This is a genomic window from Rhizobium sp. 01N424 (assembly GCF_056399485.1).
The window spans coordinates 758,912-779,031 of record NZ_JBFTRK010000002.1; the positions used below are offsets into that span (position 1 = coordinate 758,912).

The following is a 20,120-nucleotide window of genomic DNA, read 5'->3' on the forward strand; positions in this document are numbered from 1 at the left end:
CGAATCCGTATCGAACCGGGGCCTTTAACGCGCCAAAAGCCCCTTGATGCGGGACCTTCCGGCGCTTAGGTAGTCAGACCTGTTTGAATGAGGAAGAGGAGCTTCGCCATGAATCTTGCGCTCAACGCTGCCGGTCTTAATTTCTCGGCAACATCTGCCGGTGGCGCGGCCGACGCTGCCCTCGGCGACCTTCCGGTCTGGAAACTGCAGGACCTCTACCCTTCGGCAACCTCGACGGCCTTTACCAGTGACATGGAAAAGGCAGGCAAGAACGCGGTCGCCTTCGAGGAGAAATGGAAAGGCAAGCTTGCCGAAGCCGCCACCAAGACCGGCGCCGATGGCATCGGCCAGGCGCTGAAGGAATATGAAGCGCTCGACGACATCATTGGCCGTCTCGGCTCCTTTGCCGGCCTCACCTATTTCTCCGACACGACGAGCGCCGTTAACGGCAAGCTCTACGGCGACGTGCAGGCGCGCATCACCGAATTCTCAGGCCACCTCTTGTTTTTCGCACTGGAACTGAACCGCATCGACGACGCCGTCATGGATGCCTGCATGGAAAACGACCCGGCCGCCGGGCACTACCGCCCCTGGCTGGTCGACCTGCGCAAGGACAAGCCCTATCAGCTGGATGACAAGCTGGAGCAACTCTTCCTCGAGAAGTCGATGACATCGGCCGCCGCCTTCAACCGCCTGTTCGACGAGACGATGGCCGAGCTTCGCTATGAGATCGACGGTGAGAAGGTGTCGCTCGAAGTCGCGCTCAACATGCTGCAGGACCCCGACCCGGAAGCCCGCCACAAGGCGGCGATGGCGCTGGCCGAAACCTTCAAGGCCAACATCCGCGTCTTCACGCTGATCACCAATACGCTCGCCAAGGATAAGGATATCGCCGACCGCTGGCGCGGTTTCGAGGATATCGCCGACTCCAGGCACCTTGCCAACCGCGTCGAGCGCGAAGTGGTCGATGCTTTGGCCGCCGCCGTCAAGCAGGCCTATCCGCGGCTGTCGCACCGCTATTACAAGATGAAGGCGAAATGGCTCGGAATGGACCAGATGAATTTCTGGGACCGCAACGCGCCACTGCCGGAAACCTCGAACGCCGTCATTTCCTGGAACGAGGCGAAGGATACCGTTCTCTCCGCCTATGGCAATTTCGCCCCCGAGATGGCCGACATCGCCAGGCGCTTCTTCGACGAACAGTGGATCGACGCGCCGGTTCGCCCCGGCAAGGCGCCCGGCGCCTTCGCGCATCCGACGGTGCCGTCGGCCCATCCCTATGTGCTCGTCAACTATATGGGCAAGCCGCGCGACGTGATGACGCTCGCCCATGAGCTTGGCCATGGCGTGCATCAGGTTCTTGCCGGCGGACAGGGCGCGCTGATGTGCCAGACGCCGCTGACGCTGGCCGAGACCGCCTCCGTCTTCGGCGAGATGCTGACCTTCCGCGCCCTGCTCGACAAGACGGCGGACAAGCGCGAGCGCAAGGCGATGCTTGCCCAGAAGGTCGAGGACATGATCAACACGGTCGTGCGCCAGATCGCGTTCTACGAATTCGAGCGCAAGCTGCACACCGCCCGCAAGGCCGGCGAGCTGACCTCCGACGATATCGGCGAGCTCTGGCTGTCGGTCCAGTCCGAGAGCCTCGGACCGGCGATCAAGATTTCCGAGGGTTACGAGACCTACTGGACCTATATCCCGCACTTCATCCACTCGCCCTTCTACGTCTATGCCTACGCCTTCGGCGACTGCCTGGTGAATTCGCTCTATGCCGTCTACCAGAAGGCCGACAAGGGTTTTCAGGACAAGTATTTCGAGCTGCTGAAAGCCGGCGGCACCAAGCACCATTCCGAACTCCTGAAGCCCTTCGGCCTGGATGCCACCGATCCGTCGTTCTGGAGCAAGGGACTGTCGATGATCGAGGGGCTGATCGACGAACTGGAAGCTTTGGATAAGGGCTGAAGCGATAGGCCTCCTTCTCGCGGGGAGAAGGTCGACGAAGGGCGATCAGCGAGACGGCTTTCCGCATGTCAGGCGGGTTACGCCGTCCTTGCTGCCGTCCAAGAGAGAACGAATGACGCCAACCCACCCACTCCCTCATTCCTGTGCTCGTCACAGGAATCCAGCCACGGCTCGTCTGCGCCGTGAAGTGGCTCTTCCGCGCCCAAGGACTTGGGCGCACTGGATTCCTGTGACAAGCACAGGAATGAGGGAGGCGTAAATTGAGCCCATTCATCCTCTTCCGCGACGACACAACCGATCAGACGATGCTCTTCGCCGAGCCGTCCGAAACCATCATCGCGAACGACCGAGCCGAATTCTTCTCCGCCCTGCAGCGAATGCAGGACGCCAAGGCCGCCGGCAAATGGCTGGCGGGCTACATCTCCTATGAGGCCGGCTACCTCTTCGAAGACAAGCTCGCCCCCAAACTCCCCGCCAATCGCCAATCCCCTCTCCTCTGCTTCGGCGTCTTCGACGGCCCTGCGCCGGATGGCCACCCCCTGTCGCAACCAGTCCGCCGCCGCGACAACGAGGAATTCCTGACCGCCCCGAAAGCCGGGTGGAATTTCGAGACCTACAAGACCCGCTTCGACCGCCTCCACTGGCATCTGCGCCAGGGCGATTGCTACCAGGCAAATCTCACCATGCCGGTCGAGGCACGCTGGAGCGGCGATCCGCTCGCCGCCTTCTGGTCGCTGATCGAGCGCCAGCCGGTCAAATACGGCGCCTATGCCGATCTCGGCGGCCCGATCGTCCTGTCGCGCTCGCCGGAACTCTTCTTCCGCACCGACGAAAGCGGCTGGATCGAGACGCATCCGATGAAGGGCACCGCCCGGCGCGGGGCCGATGCGGCCGAGGATGAAGCCATCAAGGCCGCGATGCTGGCCGATGTGAAGACCCAGGCCGAGAACCGGATGATCGTCGATCTCCTGCGCAACGATATCTCGCGCATCACCGAAGTCGGAACGCTCGACGTACCAAAACTCTTCGACATCGAGAGCTACCCCACGGTGCACCAGATGGTGAGCCATGTGCAGGCGAAGCTCCTTCCCGATCTGGCGATCCGCGATATCTTCGCCGCCCTCTTCCCCTGCGGCTCGATCACCGGCGCCCCAAAACTCAGCGCCATGCAGATCCTCAACGATCTCGAAGACCAGCCGCGCGATGTCTATTGCGGCGCAATCGGCATGATTGCCCCTTCGGGTGCCATGCGCTTCTCCGTCGCCATCCGCACCGTCAGCCTCTTCGACGATGGCCGCGCCGTCTTCAATGTCGGCGGCGGGATTGTCTTCGATTCCACCGCCGAGGCCGAGTACGACGAGTGCCTGTTGAAGGCGCGCTTTGCGATCGGCGATCAGGAGATTTCCCGATGAGCGATTTCTCGCTGATCGAGACGATGCGCTGGGATTCGGAAGTGGGCTTCACCCGGCTGCGGCTGCATCTCGCCCGCCTCGAACGATCCGCCCGCCGCATCGGTTTTGCGGCGCCAAAGCATGCAATCGAGGAGCTCGAGCGGGCGGTTGCCAAGGCACAAGGACCGCTTCGGGTCCGTCTGACCCTAGATGGGGACGGCAGGATCGAGGTCACGAGCGCGCCCTTCGCGCCGCTTGCTTCAGGCACCATCTGGAAAGTGAAACTCGCCGCCCGGCGTCTCGATAGCAGCGACAAGCTGCTGCGCATCAAGACGACCCGCCGCGAGGTCTATGAGACGGCGCGGGCGGAATATGCAGCTGCTGATGCCGACGAAGTGCTGATGCTCAATGAGAAGGATGAGGTCTGCGAGGGTACCATTACCTCGGTCTTCCTCGATGACGGCTCCGGCATTCTGCGCACGCCGCCGATCTCCTGCGGATTGCTGGCAGGCGTCTTGCGCACCGAGCTGATCTGCCAGCGCAAGGCGCGCGTAGGCCGCATCGGTCTTGCCGATGTCGCCGCCGGCAAGCTCTACATGGGCAACTCGCTGCGCGGATTGATCCCCGCCATGCTCCTGCCTTAGGCGACGATCTTCAGCCGGTCGCGGCCGCTCTGCTTGGCAACATAGAGTGCCTCGTCCGCCCGCGCATAGATCTGCTGCACCGTATCGCCGATCCTGAGCTCTGCCAGCCCGGCCGAGCAGGTATAGGAAAATGCCGGCGAAGCCAGCAGCGGCCGCGCAACGCGGACACGGTCGAGCACCCGGTCGATGATCTTCTCGCCCTGTTCCAACGTCGTATCCGGCAGAACCAGCATGAACTCCTCGCCGCCGATCCGCCCGAAACTGTCGCGGCGGCGGACCATCGGCTGGACGCGGCGGGCGAAATCGATCAGCACCAGATCCCCCACCTGATGGCCGAAGCTGTCGTTGATCCGCTTGAAGAAATCGAGATCGATGATGCACATGCAGCCGCTGATCGACATGGCCGAACCCTGCCGCAGGATCATGTTCTCAAGCGCCGCCATCATGAAACGCCGGTTGGAAATGCCCGTCAGCTCGTCGGTCTGCGATACTTTCAGTGCGAAGTCGCGATCCTGCCGGAGATCGCGCTGGCTGGTCTTCATATGCGTGATGTCGCTGGCGATGCAGAGCATCCAGCCGTCGCGCTGAACCGTCTCCGTCATCCAGAACCATCGGCCATCGACGACATCGGTCTCGAAGGCGCGGAACGGCAGCTTGCCACGGCGCGATTGCGCCGAAATCAGCCAGGCCTCGAAATCGGCTGTCCGGATGATCGTACCGCGTCCGGCCTTGGTGTTGCGGCGCATGAGTTCGGCCCATGTGGGCGTTTCGTCCGGCTCAATGGCGAAGATGGAGCGAAAGGCGGCGTTCGCATATTGCAAACGGTCATCCTGATCGTAGAGACCGATCAGCACGGCACTTTCTTCCTGCAACTCCGCAAGCCGCTCCGATATCTGGGTCATCCGATGGTCCCGGGCGTGCTGTGGCGATGTGTGGCACATTGCGGCGAAAGTCTAAAAAGAAGATGGATGGACCAGTCCCATTTCGGTTATCAACAGCCTCATAACGGCACACAGCTTTCAGGATCGGAACATGTTCATTCTCTCCCTCACCTACGTGAAACCCAACGAGGAGGCCGACAAGCACATGGAGACGCACATGGCCTGGGTGAAGGAAGGCTATGCAAAAGGCTGGTTCCTCGCCTCCGGCCGCAAGGTCCCGCGCACCGGCGGCGTGATTTTCGCCACTGGCGACCGGTCCGAGATCGAAGCCTATGTCGCGGCCGATCCTTTCACGGCGCACGGTGTTGCGGAGTATGAGGTGACGGAAGTGGCATTGACGACGGTCAATGAGGGATTGGAAGCCTTGAAGGGATAGCTAGTCGCCCGGCTTCAGATCGGTACGCGGGGCCTGCCGTCTACCATCAAAAACTTCGATGATCTCGATGTCTTGGTCGGAAATCCGATAGATGATCGAATAGACCGACCCGGCAACAAGCAACCGCCGGACATCGTTCCTATGGGTGGCCAAGCCGAGTTCAGGCTGTTCACACAACAAGTTTGCCGACCGCAGAATCTTGTCCGCTACAGCTTTGGCAGCACCCGGATGATGCTCAGCAATGTAGTGGCGGATGGCCAGCAAATCGGCTCGTGCGAGCGCCGCCCATAGAAGCTTCATCGCCGGGCTTTGATAACGTCAATTTTGGGCGGCGATTTCTCTTCCGCACCACCCCACGATTCCAGCCATTCCGACATGGCGTCATGAGAAACAAACTGACCGTCATCTGCAGACCGAAGGGCTTCGTCGATCGCCGCAGCCTGCTCGTCTTGCCGCTGGAGGTAGTCGGCAAGTGCTTCGCGCGCGAGCGTCGACGCATCGCGTTTCGTCATGCGCGAAAGTTGATCGAGCTGACGCTTCATCGGGTCGGGCATATCAAAGGAGACAGTATTGCTTGCCAAGAAGCTTTCCTTTCACTCTTGCATCAAGCCTAGCAAACCGGCAGTTTCCTGACAATGAAACTTCCCGCTTACACACCCTATGATGGATCATCCAGGCCGTTCACCATCGGCCTGATGCCGCTCGATATCGCCAGGTGGATCGAGCCGGATGCGGATCTGGCACGCTATCTCCGGGAGAAGCGCAGCCTCATCGGCGCTCATCGCGAGGACGTGTTTGTCGCCGAAGACGCTACGCTGGCGGCACAGGAAGAATGTCTGGCGCTGCTTGCGGACTATCTCTGCTCTGCCCATCCCGATCTGTATGCCCGCCACGGCAGCGTCATCGAAACGGCGAGCACCAGAATTGATCTCGCCGACAGCACACTGCCGCCGCTGGTGAAAGCCGGCCTCCTTGTTGCCGATGATCTCGTCATCATGCGCCGCAAGGATGATGGCTGGCATTTGGTCGCAGGCCACGTCTCCTTCCCGTCTTCCTGGTCGCTGCAGGAAAAGTTCGGCCGTCCGATGCAGGCGATCCATGCGGATGTGCCCGGTTTCAGCGAAGGCACGCGCAACGCCGCGCTGATCACCCGCATCTTCGACAATCTGCAGGTCACCCAGCCAGTCGAGCGGATGAATTGGTCGGTCAACACGACTGGCGATCTCTTCCTGCCGCTCTCCAAGCACCGCCGCCCGCCTTCTGCCGACGATTTCACGCTGGCCGAGCGCTTCGCCCGCGTCGAGCGGCAGACGCTGCGCAAGCTTCCCGTCTCAGGCGATATCGTCTTCACCATCCGCGTCTATGTCGATCCGATTGCAGCGATCGAACATCACCCGCGGGCCGCGGAACTCGCCTCAAGCTTCGCGTCACAACTCGACGCGCTGGACGAACATCAGGCCGCCTACAAGGGATTGACGCTGCAGAAAGCTGACCTCGTGCAGAAGCTGCACAGCCTTGCACAGCAGCTGGCGCCCGCCTGATATTTGCTTTCCCGGACCAAACGCTCTTTATTGTGACGCCATTTTATGGTTAGAGCCGGTCACTTCGCTTATTTTCAGCGCATTTTGAAGAATTCTTGAGGCTGATTGCCTTCGCCGCCTTCCACAGGAGAAAAGAATGACGGAACAGACCCACCCGGTATATGCCGAAATTACCGGCCCGATCGTGATGATCGGCTTTGGCTCCATCGGCCGCGGCACGCTGCCGCTGATCGAGCGCCACTTCAAGTTCGACAAGAACCGGTTGGTTGTCATCGACCCGCGCGAAGAGCCGGGCGACATGGAAATCCTCAAGAAGCACGGCGTCCGTCACATCAAGGAATATGTGACGAAGGACAACTACAAGGACCTCCTGAAGCCGCTCTTGACCGAAGGCGAAGGCCAGGGCTTCTGCGTCAACCTCTCGGTTGACACCGGCTCGCTCGACCTGATGAAGCTCTGCCGCAAGCTTGACGTTCTCTACATCGACACCGTGGTCGAGCCGTGGCTCGGCTTCTATTTCGACAAGAGCATGAAGAACGCCGACCGCACCAACTACGCGCTGCGCGAAACCGTGCGCAAGGAAAAGGAAAAGAACCCGGGCGGCGCAACGGCCGTTTCCACCTGCGGTGCAAATCCGGGCATGGTTTCCTGGTTCGTCAAGCAGGCGCTGGTCAACCTCGCCAACGACACCGGCCTGAAGTTCGAAGAGCCGGATCAGCATGACCGCGAAGGCTGGGCCAAGCTGATGAAGAAGCTTGGCGTCAAGGGCGTCCACATTGCCGAGCGCGACACGCAGCTCACCAAGACCCCGAAGCCGCTCAACGTCTTCTGGAATACCTGGTCGGTCGAAGGCTTCATCTCCGAAGGCCTGCAGCCGGCGGAACTCGGCTGGGGCACCCACGAAAACTGGATGCCGAAGAACGCCAAGAAGCACAAGAAGGGCAACAAGGCAGCGATCTACCTGGAACAGCCGGGCGCCAACACCCGCGTTCGTTCCTGGTGCCCGACGCCTGGCCCGCAGTACGGCTTCCTCGTCACACACAACGAATCCATCTCGATCGCCGACTATTTCACGGTTCGCGACAAGGACGGCGAAGTGACCTTCCGCCCGACCTGCCACTACGCCTATCATCCGGCCAACGACGCCGTTCTCTCGCTGCATGAGATGTTCGGCAATGGCGGCACCGCGCAGCCTGTGCACCACGTCCTCGACGAGGACGAGCTGGTCGAAGGCATCGACGAGCTCGGCGTGCTGCTCTACGGCCACGAGAAGAACGCCTACTGGTTCGGCTCGCGCCTGTCGCTCGAAGAAACCCGTCGCATCGCGCCTTACCAGAACGCCACCGGCCTGCAGGTCACCTCGGCCGTTCTCGCGGGCATGGTCTATGCCCTCGAAAACCCGAAGGCCGGCATCGTCGAAGCCGACGAGATCGACTACAAGCGCTGCCTCGAAGTGCAGCTGCCTTACCTCGGCCCGGTCGAAGGACACTACACCGACTGGACCCCGCTCGATGGCCGCCCGGGCCTCTTCCCCGAGGACATCGACACCAAGGATCCGTGGCAGTTCAAGAACATCCTGGTTCGCTCGTAATCGCGAACCGGTGAAAACAGGATGCCCGCCGAAAGGCGGGCATTTTTGTAACGCCTGCTGTGTAATTTCGCTTGCAGCTTGCAGAAGGCTTGCCTTGGCGGCCGCCTCGCGCCATGTTTTTCCAGAACTTGCGGATATCGTCCGCCGCCAATCGCCGGAGAAGCTTTATGAAGTTGAGAAATATTGCCGCGCTCGCGGCTGCAGCAGCAGCGCTCGCAGCTTGTGTTTCCTCTGATCCCCGTCCCATGCCGGTTTCCACCCGTGCCGCGCCAACGGGCGTTGAAGGCGCATGGCGCGATCCGAACGGCATCGTCTCGACCTTCCAGGCTGGCACCTTCACTACCCGCACGACCGACAGCAACCAGCTGCTGGCATCCGGCACCTATGTGAACACCGGACCGTCTCTGGTGGAGATCAACATGACCTCGCTGGTGCGCAAGACCCAGTCCAAGGTCAACTGCGCACTGGTCAATCAGGGCCAGTTGAACTGCACCTCGGATGCCGGTGCGCAATTCACGCTGACGCGCAGCCTGTAACCACACTGCACCGATTACCGAGAATGAAAAGCTCCCCTTCGCGGGAGCTTTTTTGCTTACCGCCACTTGGAAAGCGCGGGCATTGGCCCAGCTTTTCGCTTGCGGTTGCGCAGGTGAGATGAAAACATCCGGCGCGCCGGGTAAAAACGGCTAAGAGGGATCGGCGGAACAGCCAGGGGTAAGCGCTGCCGCCGGAAAATCAGGAGAACAGGATGACGAAATCCTTTAGTTTCGGTCTGCTGACTGCGTCCATGCTGGCGCTCAGCACGGGCGCGGCTTTCGCCGACTATCAGCTCAATATTCTTCACATCAACGATTTCCATTCCCGCATTGAATCGATCAACAAGTTCGATTCCACCTGCTCTGCCGAGGAAGAAGGCAAGAAGGAATGCTTCGGCGGCGCCGCCCGCCTGAAGACCGCGATCGACCAGCGCCGCCAGGCCCTCTCCGGCCAAAACGTGCTGCTGCTCAACGCCGGCGACAATTTCCAGGGCTCCCTGTTCTACACCACCTACAAGGGTGCGGCTGAAGCCGAAGTGCTGAACGCCATGAAGTTCGATGTCATGACCGTCGGCAACCATGAATTCGACGACAGCGAAGACGGCCTGGCCACCTTCCTCGACAAGGTGCAGTTCCCGGTCATTTCGGCCAACGTCCTTGCCGGTGACGGCTCGAAGCTCGGCGACCGCATCAAGCCGTCGCTGGTTCTCGATGTCGGCGGCCAGAAGATCGGCATCGTCGGGGCTGTCACCAACGATACGGAAGAGCTGTCTTCACCCGGCCCGAAGGTGCTGATCGCCGACGACGTCGCCTCGATCACCGCAGCCGTTCAGGACCTGAAGGCGCAGGGCATCAACAAGATCATTGCGCTGACCCATGTCGGCTATCCGCGCGATCTCGCCTTCATCGCCAAGATCCCCGACGTCGACGTCGTTGTCGGCGGCCACTCGCACAGCCTGCTGTCGAACACCGATCCGAAGGCCGAAGGCCCCTATCCGACGCTGGTCGACAACCCGGGCGGCTACAAGGTTCCGGTCGTTCAGGCCGCCTCCTACAGCAAATATCTCGGCGATCTCGTCGTCGACTTCGATGACAGCGGCGTGGTCAAGAGTGCCAAGGGCGATCCGATCCTGATCGATTCCTCCTTTACGCCGGATCCGGCACTGACCGCCCGTATCGCCGAGCTCGCAAAGCCGATCGAAGACCTGCGCAAGAAGGTTATCGGCGCGTCGGAAGGTCCGATCGAGGGTGATCGCACCATCTGCCGCGTCCAGGAATGCTCGATGGGCAATCTCGTCGCCGATGCCATGCTCGACCGCACCAAGAGCCAGGGCGTCCAGATCGCCATCCAGAACGGCGGCGGTCTGCGTGCCTCGATCGATGGCGGCGAAGTCACCCAAGGCGAAGTCATCACCGTCCTGCCGTTCCAGAATACACTGGCAACCTTCCAGCTGACCGGTGCCGACGTCGTCAAGGCGCTCGAAAACGGTGTCAGCCAGATCGATCAGGGTGCCGGCCGCTTCGCGCAGGTTGCCGGTCTGAAATACAGCTTCGACGTTTCCAAGCCTGTCGGCAGCCGCGTCAGCGATGTGCAGGTCAAGGACGGCGATAATTTCGTCGCCATCGATCCTGCCAAGACCTACGGCGTTGCCACCAACAACTTCATGCGCGCTGGCGGCGACGGCTATTCGATCTTCGAGGCCGCTGGCAAGAATGCTTACGATTTCGGCCCCGATCTCGCCGATGTCACTGTCGGATACCTGACGGCGCACAACCCGTACAAGCCCTATACCGATGGGCGTGTAACGGCGATCGCCGCCGCTGGTGCCGCCGCACCGGCAGCGCCTGCTGCGGCCCCAGCGGCAGCAGCACCGGCCGCCGCTCCCGCTGCCGCACCGGCTGCGGCTGCTCCGGCAGCGGCAACGCCTGCCAGCCACGTCATTGCCGCTGGCGACACCCTCTGGGATCTCGCCAAGCAGTTCTACGGCAATGGCGAGCTCTGGAAGAATATCTCCGAAGCCAACGGCAGCCCGAACCCGCGCCGTCTTGTTGTCGGCGAGGAGCTGAAGCTTCCCGCGAAGTAAGACGATTTGTCCCGATCTCGAAAGCCGGTCCGGGGTTTCCCGGGCCGGCTTTTCTACTTATAGGGTTGAACCGATCGCATCCGGCTGCGTATGAGCCGGCGAAGACATGAGAGCGTTGGGGCCAGAATGACCGTTGAACTTTCGAACCGCCCGGCGGAACACCCGCCTGTGACCTTCGGCAAGGTGGGCGTGCTGCTCGTCAATCTCGGCACGCCGGATGGCACCGACTATTCCTCGATGCGCCGCTACCTTAAGGAATTCCTGACCGACAAGCGCGTTATCGAATGGTCGCCGTGGAAATGGTACCCGATCCTGTTCGGCATCGTGCTGAACACCCGCCCCGGCAAGGTCGGCAAGGCCTATGAGCTGATCTGGAACAAGGACAAGGACGAGAGCTATCTGCGCACCTACACGCGCAGCCAGTCCGACCTGATGGCTGAGCGCCTGAAGGACCTCCCCAATGTCGTCGTCGATTGGGCGATGCGCTACGGAAACCCGTCGATCGCCTCAAAGATCGACAGCCTGAAGGCCGCCGGATGCGACCGTATCGTGCTCTTCCCGCTCTATCCGCAATATGCCGCAGCAACCACGGCAACGGTCAACGACAAGGCGTTCCAGAAGCTGCTCACCATGCGCTGGCAACCGGCCCTGCGTACCATCCCTGATTATCACGACGACGAGACCTATATCGAGGCGCTCGCCAACTCGGTGACCAACCATCTGGCGACTCTAGACTGGGAGCCGGAGATGATCCTCGCCTCCTTCCACGGCATCCCGATGTCCTACTTCAAGCAGGGCGATCCCTATTACTGCCAATGCCAAAAGACAGGCCGGCTGCTCCGCGAGCGTCTCGGACTTTCGAAAGACAAGTTCATGGTCACCTTCCAGTCCCGCTTCGGGCCCGAGGAATGGCTGCAGCCCTATACCGACAAGACGGTCGAGAAGCTGGCGCAGGACGGCGTGAAGAAGATCGCGGTCCTCAACCCCGGCTTCGTGTCCGACTGTCTCGAAACGCTGGAAGAGATTGCCGAGCAGGCAGCCCACTCCTTCCATGAGAATGGTGGCGAGAAATTTGCGCATATTCCCTGCCTGAACGACAGCGAAGATGGCATGCGCGTGCTCGAAAAGATGGTACGGCGTGAGCTTCTCGGCTGGGTCTGACCCAGCCAGCGGCTTTTTGTTGCGGATCATTGCAAATAACGGGATAAGTCTCCACGTTTGATGTGTGCCGGATTTTCCGGCAACAACCGGTGGAGGAATTTCATGGTCCTGGGCGGCTTCGACATCGTCGTCATCGCACTCGTCATCTTCGTCATTCTGGTGCTCTTTGCGGGTATCAAGACGGTGCCGCAGGGCTATCGCTATACGATCGAGCGCTTCGGCCGCTATACGCGGACACTGGAGCCCGGCCTCAACCTGATCACCCCCTTCATCGAGCGCGTCGGCGCCAAGATGAATGTCATGGAACAGGTCCTGAACGTGCCGACCCAGGAGGTCATCACCAAGGACAATGCCTCGGTCTCCGCCGATGCCGTCTCCTTCTATCAGGTGCTGAACGCCGCGCAGGCCGCCTATCAGGTCTCCAACCTCGAAAACGCCATCCTCAACCTGACGATGACCAACATCCGTTCGGTGATGGGCTCGATGGATCTCGACGAGCTGCTTTCCAACCGCGACGCGATCAACGACCGCCTGCTGCGCGTCGTCGATGAGGCCGTGCACCCCTGGGGCATCAAGGTCACCCGTGTCGAGATCAAGGACATCCAGCCGCCCCGTGACCTTGTCGATGCCATGGCCCGCCAGATGAAGGCCGAGCGCGAGAAGCGCGCCCAGGTTCTTGAAGCCGAGGGCTCGCGAAACGCCCAGATCCTGCGCGCCGAAGGCGCCAAGCAGTCGGCGATCCTGCAGGCCGAGGGACAGCGTGAAGCCGCCTTCCGCAACGCCGAGGCGCGCGAACGCCTGGCCGAAGCCGAAGCCAAGGCAACCAAGATGGTGTCCGAAGCGATCGCCGCCGGCGACGTCCAGGCGATCAACTACTTCGTGGCGCAGAAATACACCGAAGCCCTGACGTCGATCGGCTCGGCCCCCAATTCCAAGGTGGTGCTGATGCCCATCGAGGCGTCCTCCATTCTCGGCTCGCTGAGCGGCATCGGCGCTATCGCCAAGGAAGTCTTCGGCGACGGCAGCACCCCGCCCGCGCCCCAGCCTCCCCGCCAGGTCACGCAGCGCAGCACGCCACCCGTAAACCCGTTCAACCAGAACCCGGAGCGCTGACGCATGCTGGCACGCATCGTTGCAGAGCTTGGCCCGTGGAGTTGGTGGGTGATCGGGCTGATCCTGCTGGCCGCCGAAATGATCGTGCCCGGCTTCTTCCTCGTTTGGATCGGCCTTGCGGCGCTCGCCGTCGGCGTCCTTTCGCTTCTCCTATGGGACGCAGGCTTCTGGGTCTGGGAAGTGCAACTGATCCTTTTCGCGGCCTTTGCCGTGGCGACAACTTTCGTTGGCCGCAAGCTGACGCTGCGGCACGACGCGACGGACGAGCCCTTCCTCAATCAGCGCGGCGCGAGCCTCGTCGGCCGCACGGCAACGCTGGCCGAGCCGATCCGCGAGGGACGCGGCCGCATTCGTCTCGACGATACTATATGGCAGGTCATGGGGCCCGACCTTCCGGTCGGCACCCGCGTCAAGGTCGTTGCCAGCAATGGCCGCGACCTGACGGTCGAGGCCGCCTGATCAGGCGACGCCGATCCGCAAGAGATCGTGGAAATGGATGAGCCCGACCGGGCGGTTGTCGTCATCGACGACGATCAGCGCGCCGATATGGTGCTTGTTGAGCAGCGCCAAGGCAGCAGTTGCCAGTACACTCGGCTTCACCACCTTCGGCGTCCGCGTCATGATGTCGTCGACAACAAGTTCCGCGAGGTTGCGCGTCAGATTGCGCGCCATGTCGCCTTCGGTCACGATGCCGCAAAGCCGGCCGTCCTGATCGAGAACGCCGACGCACCCAAAATGCTTGCGCGACAGAACCTGGATCGCATCCGGCACCGGCGTGCCCTGCGGCACCAGCGGCACGCGCTCGCCGGTATGCATGATGTCACCCACATGCGCCAGGCTGGCACCCAGTTTCCCGCCGGGATGAAACACATGGAAATCGCGCGCCGTGAACCCGCGCGCCTCAAGCAGCGCTACCGCCACTGCATCGCCGACTGCCAGCTGCATCAGTGTAGAGGTCGTCGGCGCGAGACCGTTCGGGCAGGCTTCCTCCTCGTTCGGAACGAGAAGCACCACATCCGAGGCCTTGGCGAGTGACGATTCCGCGCCGCAGGTGATCGAGATCAGCGGGATCGAAAACCGGCGAGTATAGGAAATGATGCTGCGAAGCTCGGCACTCTCGCCGCCCTTGGAGATCGCCAGAACCAGATCGTCCCTGGCAATCATGCCGAGATCGCCGTGATTGGCTTCGGCGGCGTGTACGAAGAAGGCAGGCGTCCCTGTCGAGGCAAATGTCGCGGCGAGCTTGGCGCCGATATGGCCGCTCTTGCCGACGCCCGTCACGATCACCCGGCCGCTGATGCCGCCGATCGTTTCGACCGCTTGGGAGAATGGGCCGGAAAGCCCGTTGTCGAGCGCGCGCTCGAGCGCCTCGAGACCGCGCCGTTCCGTCGTGATGGTCCGCTTCGCGGATTCCAGCACACTGTTCTCGGCCAGATTGACAGCTTTCCTCATCATGAGCCTGCGTTAGCGCTTTTCACTGTGGCTGTCCATTGCTGTCTCGGTCGAAACGACGGCCCGAAGGCACCAGTCTAAACGAATGATTAACTATGACGTTTTACTTTCAGGTAACGAGTTGAAGCATGCCACACGCGGATTCTGAATGGGCAAGGAACGTGATACGAGCAGTTTGACGCCGCTCCGTGCGACGCGCTTTGCCGTGTCTGCCGTTCTCCTGGCCGCCGCACTCCCGCAGACCGCGTTCGCCCAATCGGCGCAGAGCTACGGCAGCGGCACATCTGCCTACCCATCCTCCCAATATTCTTCCGCCGGCAACACCGGCGATCAGCAGACACAGGCGGCCGACCTGGATGGCGACGGTGTTCCGGATCCGGGCCAGCCCGGCGTGCCCTCCCCCGATGGCACCGGCACCCAGACCGGTGCCGCCCAGCAGAACGGCGCGTCATCCACCACGGCATCAGGCGATCAGCAGCCGAGCGACGAGACGACAGGCTCGATCCTCGACGAGGACATGCGCCGCCTCAATACCCGCGAACCGGCGATCGATGAACGCCGTCTGCCGCGCAAGGCCGACGATGCGTTGACCGAGAAGGATACCGACGGCATCCACGTCGGCACCTTCATCCTGCGCCCGTCGATTACGCAGTCGATCAATACCGAGACGACCAAGGAAAATGGCACCAAGGAAAGCCGCGGCTTCCTGCAAACCGATGGCAACGCGACACTCACCTCCGACTGGGCGCTGCATCAGCTGACCGTCACCAGCCAGGGCAGCTGGCAACAGAATATCAGTGGCGAAGGCGAAGAGCAGCCCTCCTTCCAGATCGACGGCGATCTGCGCCTCGATCTGCCGGAGGATACGGTCGCGCATCTGAAGGGCGGCTACCGCTTCTACCGTGAAGACACCGACGATCCGAACGCCATCTCCGATGCCAGCAAGCAGTCGAATGTTCAGGAATTCAGCACCGGTGCTTCAATCGAGCGCGACTTCGGCGTGCTGCGCGGCACCACCGAACTCGATGTCGTCAGGACCATCTATTCCGACGTGACGCTCGCCAACGGCACGGACGTTTCTCTCAGCGACCGCGACCAGACCGCTGGCACCTTCCGCGCCCGCATCGGCTACGAGCTCTCCCCGGCACTCATCCCCTTCATTGAGGGCACTGTCGGCAAGACCGCTTACGACGAGACCCGCGACAGCTCAGGCTACGCCCGCTCCGGCAACAGCTACGGCGCCAAGGCCGGCGTGCAGGTCGATCTCGGCGAGAAGCTCAGGGGCGAAGTCAGCGCCGGATACGAAACCGCAAGTTTCGACGACGACCGCCTGGCCTCGATCGATACGGCGACTGTCGACGCCAATATCCTCTGGTCGCCGCTGCGCGGTACCAATGTCAATTTCGACCTGCAGACCAGCATCCAGCCCTCCACGACGCCGGGGCTCAGCGGCTATGTCTCGCACGCCTTGACGACGACGATCACGCATCAGCTGCGCGATAACCTGCAGGCGACGGTTCTGGGTGGGGTGACGCTGCGCGACTATCCGTCGGGCGCAACCAGCGACGAGACCGTCTACACGACGAGCGCCGGCCTCATCTGGAATATCAACCGCTATCTCGATCTGACGAGCACTCTCGGCTACGAGCTGACGACGCGGGATGAAGGCACCGACTCGCAGCAATGGCGAGCCGGTGTCGGTTTGCGGCTGAAGAGATAAGTCTCAGAGACCCTTCAGCAGAGCCTTGAAGCCGTCCTCGACGGTCGGGCGGATATCCGCACGGTCGAGCGCGAAGGCGACGTTGGCGAGGATGAAGCCATCCTTGGCGCCGCAGTCATAGGTCGTTCCCTTGAAGTGATAGCCTGCGAAATCCTGCGACGTCAGAAGCTTCAGCATGCCGTCGGTCAGCTGGATTTCGTTGCCCGCGCCACGCTCCTGGGTTTCGAGAATCTTGAAGACCTCCGGCTGCAGGATGTAGCGGCCGTTGATGAAGAAGTTCGACGGTGCCGTGCCCTTGGCAGGCTTTTCGACCATGCCGGTGATGCGGAAGCCTTCACCGATCGCCTCACCGACACCGACGATGCCGTATTTGTGCGTCTGATCCGGCTCGCATTCTTCGACGGCGATGATGTTGCCGCCGCTCTGGGCATAGAGATCGATCATCCCCTTCATGCAGCCCTTGCCCTCGGCCTTCATGATCATGTCAGGGAGCAGCAGCGCGAACGGTTCGTCGCCAACGATCTCGCGGGCGCACCAGACGGCGTGGCCGAGGCCGAGCGGCTCCTGCTGGCGGGTGAAGCTGACGGTACCAGCCTTCGGCAGCTGGCCGGCCAGCAGCGTCATCTCGGCCTTCTTGCTGCGCTCGCGCAGCGTCTGCTCCAGCTCGAAATGGATATCGAAATAGTCTTCGATGATGTGCTTGTTGCGGCCGGTGACGAACACGAAATGCTCGATACCCGCTTCCAGCGCCTCGTCGACCACATACTGAATGATCGGTTTATCGACGACGGTCAGCATTTCCTTCGGAACGGCTTTGGTTGCTGGAAGGAACCGCGTTCCAAGACCTGCGACCGGGAATACCGCCTTACGAACCTTTTTCTGCTGCGTCACGTAGAACCTCCTGGGGGGCTTATCGCTTTGAACTCAAGCTATTTGGGGTGAATTAAGCTAAATTCGCTACTGTTTTACAAATGATGACGGGAAGACGTTGTCATGGTAAAGAATTTGTTGACTTCGTTCCGGTAGTCTCGGGTCCGGACGGAATGCCCCTCCGCCGCACTTGTAACAGAGATGACGGATACGGACTGCCGATGACCAAAAATCACAAATACTCCCTTCGTGGTCTTGCTCTCGCCCTCGTTGTGACCGCTTCCGCCGGATTGGCTCCGCATAACGCAGCCGCCGACCAGCGGTTCCAAAAGTGGATCGCGGACTTTTATCAAACTGCCGCGCAAAATGGCATCAGCAAGGCAACGTACCGCAAAGCCTTCGCGGGTGTGAGCGAACCTGACCCTACAGTCCTTGAAAAGGCGGCTTTTCAGCCGGAATTCACCACCAAGATTTGGGACTATGTGGATTCCCGGGTTAACCCCTACACAGTCGAGATCGGCCGCAAAATGGCCGCAAAGCACGCCTCGACCCTGAACGCCATCGAGCGCCATTTCGGCGTCGACAAGACGATCATTCTCGCCATCTGGTCGATGGAATCGAATTACGGCGCCGTGCTCGCCAAGGACGACCGCCTGCATTACGTGCCGCGCGCACTGGCAACGCTTGCCTATGCCGACGAGCGCCGGGCGAAATTTGCCCAGAAGCAGCTCATTGCCGCACTCAAGATCCTGCAGAACGGCGATATCTCCGCCGACGGCATGACCGGCTCCTGGGCCGGTGCCATGGGCCACACGCAGTTCATCCCGACCAGCTATCTGCTCTACGCCGTCGATGCCGATGGCAATGGCCATCGTGACATCTGGAACTCGGTTCCGGACGCATTGGCGACGTCGGCAAACCTGCTGGCCAAGAACGGCTGGGATACCGGCAAGACCTGGGGCTACGAAGTCCAGGTTCCCGCAAGTGCTGCCAAGCAGGCAGGCAAGACGCACACGCTGGCGCAATGGGCCGCAATGGGCCTGACCCGTCCGAACGGCAAGAGCTTCAAGGATGCTTCGACCAAGGCGCAGCTGAAAATGCCGGGCGGCCCAGGTGGCCCGGGTTTCCTGATGACCTCGAATTTCTTCACCATCAAGAAATACAATGCTTCCGACAGCTATGCTCTCGCCGTCGGTCTGCTTGCCGATGAGATTGCCGGCTATGGCGGCATGAAGCAGCGCTGGCCGCGGCCAGATGGTACGCTTGATGTGAAGGAAAAGTTCGAGCTCCAGACCCGTCTGAAGACCCTCGGCTATTACGACGGCGAAGTCGATGGCAATTTCGGCTCCGGCTCGAAAGCCGCCATTTCGGCAGTCCAACAGCGTCTCGGCATGCAGACGGATGGCGAGCCTTCGCTTCCTCTTCTGAACGCGCTGCGGCGCTAACAGGAAGAATCCGCGGCACAAATCGCGTTGTGAGTGGACGATTGCGCCCACTCCATGCGAAAATGGCGCGAGATGCGGGGCATGACCATGCGGAAGTCTGATCACAAGCGGAAACTCGGCGGACGAACGCTGCTGACGGCTGCGTTGGTGCTGTCGTTCGGTGTGACTGCGCCTGTCCATTTTGCCGACGCCCAGGAACGCTATCAGCGCCGCTCGATCCTCGATTTCTTCCTCGGCCGCCGCGCCGTCGAAGAGGAATATCCGCCAGCGCCCGATGTCCAGCGGCCCCGACCGCAGAAGAAGCGCACCGCGCCGCCCAAGGCGGCGGCTGCGCCGAAGGCCGTGGCGCCCGTGCCCGATGAGGACGTCGTTCAGAAGCAGGAAAATGCCCAGAAGATCCTGATCGTCGGCGACTTCCTGGCAAGCGGCCTCGGCGACGGCATGACTGAAGCCTTCAAGACCTCTCCCGGCGTCGTCATCGATGCCCGCGGCAATGTTTCGTCAGGCCTTGTCCGCGACGACTACTACGATTGGCCCGAACAGCTGCTGAAGATGATGGACGAGGTGAAACCCGCCATCGTCGTCGTGATGATCGGCGCCAACGACCGCCAGCAGATGGCGATCAACGGCACCAAGGAAAAATTCCGGACAGACGCATGGTATGCCGAATACCAGAAGCGTGTGCTGAATTTCGGCAAGGAAGTGACAAGCCGTAAGATCCCGCTACTTTGGGTCGGTCTCCCGGCCTTCGATTCGGATTCGATGACGGCGGATGCCGTGCAGATGAACCAGCTGTTCCGCAAGCAGATCGAAAGTGCCGGCGGCGAGTTCGTCGACATCTGGGACGGCTTCGTCAACGAGGGTGGCGAGTTCATCGTCACCGGTTCGGATATCAACGGCCAGCAGGTCCGCCTGCGCACCTCCGATGGCATCAACCTGACGCAGGCCGGACGCCGCAAGGTTGCCTTCTATGTCGAGAAGCCGGCCCGCCGCATTCTCGGCACCCAGGCAAGCCCGGACCTGGTGCGTCTCGATACCAGCAACCTGCCGAGCCTCGGCCTGCCGGAACCCAACGCGCCGCACACGCAGCCGATCAGCCTCTCCGATCCCAATCTCGACGGCGGATCCGAACTGCTCGGCGCCAAGGCACCGCCGGTATCGCTGACGAAATCGCCACGCGACATTCTGGTGCAGGACGGCATGGTCGAACAGGCGCCCGCCGGCCGGGTCGATGACTACAGGCTTCCCACTGCCAAAGAACCGAAGCAGGTTTCCGCAAAATAAAAAGGGCCG

19 protein-coding genes are annotated in these 20,120 nt (G+C 61.5%); 14 read left to right on the forward strand and 5 right to left on the reverse strand.

Annotation, left to right across the window (positions count from 1 at the left end):
• Positions 1-108 precede the first annotated feature (108 nt).
• The 3 genes from AC1DNK_RS09505 (at position 109) to AC1DNK_RS09515 (ending at position 3,997) form a co-directional block, all read left to right on the forward strand.
• Complete coding sequence (locus AC1DNK_RS09505; RefSeq protein ID WP_477940650.1) at positions 109-1,962, forward strand: M3 family oligoendopeptidase; 1,854 nt, start codon at positions 109-111, stop codon at positions 1,960-1,962.
• Positions 1,963-2,267: 305 nt separating this feature from the next.
• Complete coding sequence (locus AC1DNK_RS09510) at positions 2,268-3,374, forward strand: aminodeoxychorismate synthase component I (RefSeq protein ID WP_477940933.1); 1,107 nt, start codon at positions 2,268-2,270, stop codon at positions 3,372-3,374.
• Positions 3,371-3,997 (forward strand): aminotransferase class IV family protein, encoded by a 627-nt coding sequence (locus AC1DNK_RS09515; RefSeq protein ID WP_477940651.1) that lies wholly within the window; start codon positions 3,371-3,373, stop codon positions 3,995-3,997. The genes AC1DNK_RS09510 and AC1DNK_RS09515 overlap by 4 nt, the downstream gene beginning before the upstream one ends.
• On the opposite strand, the gene AC1DNK_RS09520 is transcribed toward AC1DNK_RS09515, so the two are convergent.
• Positions 3,994-4,899, reverse strand: coding sequence for a GGDEF domain-containing protein (locus tag AC1DNK_RS09520; protein WP_477940653.1), 906 nt, complete (start codon positions 4,897-4,899; stop codon positions 3,994-3,996). The two genes, AC1DNK_RS09515 and AC1DNK_RS09520, sit on opposite strands and share 4 nt — an antisense overlap.
• Positions 4,900-5,029: 130 nt before the next feature.
• Here AC1DNK_RS09520 and AC1DNK_RS09525 point away from each other — a divergent pair, with 130 nt between their 5' ends.
• Complete coding sequence (locus AC1DNK_RS09525) at positions 5,030-5,314, forward strand: YciI family protein (protein ID WP_477940654.1); 285 nt, start codon at positions 5,030-5,032, stop codon at positions 5,312-5,314.
• On the opposite strand, the gene AC1DNK_RS09530 is transcribed toward AC1DNK_RS09525, so the two are convergent.
• Positions 5,315-5,614 carry a type II toxin-antitoxin system RelE/ParE family toxin gene (locus AC1DNK_RS09530; RefSeq protein WP_477940655.1) on the reverse strand — a complete coding sequence of 100 codons (300 nt, stop codon included), beginning with the start codon at positions 5,612-5,614 and terminating at the stop codon, positions 5,315-5,317.
• On the reverse strand, positions 5,611-5,895 hold the full coding sequence (locus tag AC1DNK_RS09535; protein WP_477940656.1) for a CopG family ribbon-helix-helix protein: 285 nt from the start codon (positions 5,893-5,895) through the stop codon (positions 5,611-5,613). Before AC1DNK_RS09535 ends, AC1DNK_RS09530 begins: the two co-directional genes overlap by 4 nt.
• A gap of 54 nt (positions 5,896-5,949) precedes the next feature.
• On the opposite strand from AC1DNK_RS09535, the gene AC1DNK_RS09540 reads away from it, so the two are divergent.
• The 7 genes from AC1DNK_RS09540 (at position 5,950) to AC1DNK_RS09570 (ending at position 13,799) form a co-directional block, all read left to right on the forward strand.
• Positions 5,950-6,855 (forward strand): heme-dependent oxidative N-demethylase family protein, encoded by a 906-nt coding sequence (locus AC1DNK_RS09540; protein WP_477940658.1) that lies wholly within the window; start codon positions 5,950-5,952, stop codon positions 6,853-6,855.
• A 136-nt stretch (positions 6,856-6,991) separates the two neighbouring features.
• Positions 6,992-8,446 carry a homospermidine synthase gene (locus AC1DNK_RS09545; RefSeq protein ID WP_477940659.1) on the forward strand — a complete coding sequence of 485 codons (1,455 nt, stop codon included), beginning with the start codon at positions 6,992-6,994 and terminating at the stop codon, positions 8,444-8,446.
• 167 nt (positions 8,447-8,613) lie between these two features.
• Positions 8,614-8,982: an outer membrane lipoprotein Omp10 gene (omp10, locus tag AC1DNK_RS09550; protein ID WP_112385525.1), complete on the forward strand. Its 369-nt coding sequence runs from the start codon at positions 8,614-8,616 to the stop codon at positions 8,980-8,982.
• Between the two features lie 212 nt (positions 8,983-9,194).
• A complete protein-coding gene (locus AC1DNK_RS09555) occupies positions 9,195-11,066 on the forward strand; it encodes a 5'-nucleotidase C-terminal domain-containing protein (RefSeq protein WP_477940660.1) in 1,872 nt (623 codons plus the stop codon).
• A 126-nt stretch (positions 11,067-11,192) separates the two neighbouring features.
• Positions 11,193-12,227, forward strand: a complete 1,035-nt coding sequence (gene hemH / locus AC1DNK_RS09560) for a ferrochelatase (protein WP_477940661.1) — start codon at positions 11,193-11,195, stop codon at positions 12,225-12,227.
• Between the two features lie 102 nt (positions 12,228-12,329).
• Positions 12,330-13,340, forward strand: coding sequence for an SPFH domain-containing protein (locus AC1DNK_RS09565; protein ID WP_477940663.1), 1,011 nt, complete (start codon positions 12,330-12,332; stop codon positions 13,338-13,340).
• Between the two features lie 3 nt (positions 13,341-13,343).
• Positions 13,344-13,799 (forward strand): NfeD family protein, encoded by a 456-nt coding sequence (locus tag AC1DNK_RS09570; protein WP_112385529.1) that lies wholly within the window; start codon positions 13,344-13,346, stop codon positions 13,797-13,799.
• On the opposite strand, the gene AC1DNK_RS09575 is transcribed toward AC1DNK_RS09570, so the two are convergent.
• Positions 13,800-14,795: a KpsF/GutQ family sugar-phosphate isomerase gene (locus tag AC1DNK_RS09575; RefSeq protein ID WP_112385530.1), complete on the reverse strand. Its 996-nt coding sequence runs from the start codon at positions 14,793-14,795 to the stop codon at positions 13,800-13,802.
• 145 nt (positions 14,796-14,940) lie between these two features.
• On the opposite strand from AC1DNK_RS09575, the gene AC1DNK_RS09580 reads away from it, so the two are divergent.
• On the forward strand, positions 14,941-16,512 hold the full coding sequence (locus AC1DNK_RS09580; protein ID WP_477940664.1) for an outer membrane beta-barrel protein: 1,572 nt from the start codon (positions 14,941-14,943) through the stop codon (positions 16,510-16,512).
• Between the two features lie 3 nt (positions 16,513-16,515).
• Here the strand turns inward: AC1DNK_RS09580 and galU are convergent, their stop codons facing one another.
• Positions 16,516-17,403 (reverse strand): UTP--glucose-1-phosphate uridylyltransferase GalU, encoded by an 888-nt coding sequence (galU, locus tag AC1DNK_RS09585; protein ID WP_112385532.1) that lies wholly within the window; start codon positions 17,401-17,403, stop codon positions 16,516-16,518.
• 200 nt (positions 17,404-17,603) lie between these two features.
• On the opposite strand from galU, the gene AC1DNK_RS09590 reads away from it, so the two are divergent.
• On the forward strand, positions 17,604-18,827 hold the full coding sequence (locus tag AC1DNK_RS09590; protein ID WP_112385533.1) for a lytic murein transglycosylase: 1,224 nt from the start codon (positions 17,604-17,606) through the stop codon (positions 18,825-18,827).
• A gap of 81 nt (positions 18,828-18,908) precedes the next feature.
• Positions 18,909-20,111, forward strand: coding sequence for an SGNH/GDSL hydrolase family protein (locus AC1DNK_RS09595; protein WP_477940665.1), 1,203 nt, complete (start codon positions 18,909-18,911; stop codon positions 20,109-20,111).
• Positions 20,112-20,120 lie beyond the last annotated feature (9 nt).

Coding starts and splice junctions, on each gene's coding strand:
- AC1DNK_RS09555 (WP_477940660.1), top strand. CDS start 9,195: ATGACGAAATCCTTTAGTTTCGGTCTGCTGACTGCGTCCATGCTGGCG.
- AC1DNK_RS09510 (WP_477940933.1), top strand. CDS start 2,268: ATGCTCTTCGCCGAGCCGTCCGAAACCATCATCGCGAACGACCGAGCC.
- AC1DNK_RS09545 (WP_477940659.1), top strand. CDS start 6,992: ATGACGGAACAGACCCACCCGGTATATGCCGAAATTACCGGCCCGATC.
- AC1DNK_RS09525 (WP_477940654.1), top strand. CDS start 5,030: ATGTTCATTCTCTCCCTCACCTACGTGAAACCCAACGAGGAGGCCGAC.
- AC1DNK_RS09580 (WP_477940664.1), top strand. CDS start 14,941: ATGGGCAAGGAACGTGATACGAGCAGTTTGACGCCGCTCCGTGCGACG.
- AC1DNK_RS09515 (WP_477940651.1), top strand. CDS start 3,371: ATGAGCGATTTCTCGCTGATCGAGACGATGCGCTGGGATTCGGAAGTG.
- AC1DNK_RS09595 (WP_477940665.1), top strand. CDS start 18,909: ATGACCATGCGGAAGTCTGATCACAAGCGGAAACTCGGCGGACGAACG.
- AC1DNK_RS09575 (WP_112385530.1), bottom strand. CDS start 14,795: ATGATGAGGAAAGCTGTCAATCTGGCCGAGAACAGTGTGCTGGAATCC.
- AC1DNK_RS09530 (WP_477940655.1), bottom strand. CDS start 5,614: ATGAAGCTTCTATGGGCGGCGCTCGCACGAGCCGATTTGCTGGCCATC.
- AC1DNK_RS09570 (WP_112385529.1), top strand. CDS start 13,344: ATGCTGGCACGCATCGTTGCAGAGCTTGGCCCGTGGAGTTGGTGGGTG.
- hemH (WP_477940661.1), top strand. CDS start 11,193: ATGACCGTTGAACTTTCGAACCGCCCGGCGGAACACCCGCCTGTGACC.
- AC1DNK_RS09520 (WP_477940653.1), bottom strand. CDS start 4,899: ATGACCCAGATATCGGAGCGGCTTGCGGAGTTGCAGGAAGAAAGTGCC.
- AC1DNK_RS09590 (WP_112385533.1), top strand. CDS start 17,604: ATGACCAAAAATCACAAATACTCCCTTCGTGGTCTTGCTCTCGCCCTC.
- AC1DNK_RS09505 (WP_477940650.1), top strand. CDS start 109: ATGAATCTTGCGCTCAACGCTGCCGGTCTTAATTTCTCGGCAACATCT.
- omp10 (WP_112385525.1), top strand. CDS start 8,614: ATGAAGTTGAGAAATATTGCCGCGCTCGCGGCTGCAGCAGCAGCGCTC.
- AC1DNK_RS09540 (WP_477940658.1), top strand. CDS start 5,950: ATGAAACTTCCCGCTTACACACCCTATGATGGATCATCCAGGCCGTTC.
- AC1DNK_RS09565 (WP_477940663.1), top strand. CDS start 12,330: ATGGTCCTGGGCGGCTTCGACATCGTCGTCATCGCACTCGTCATCTTC.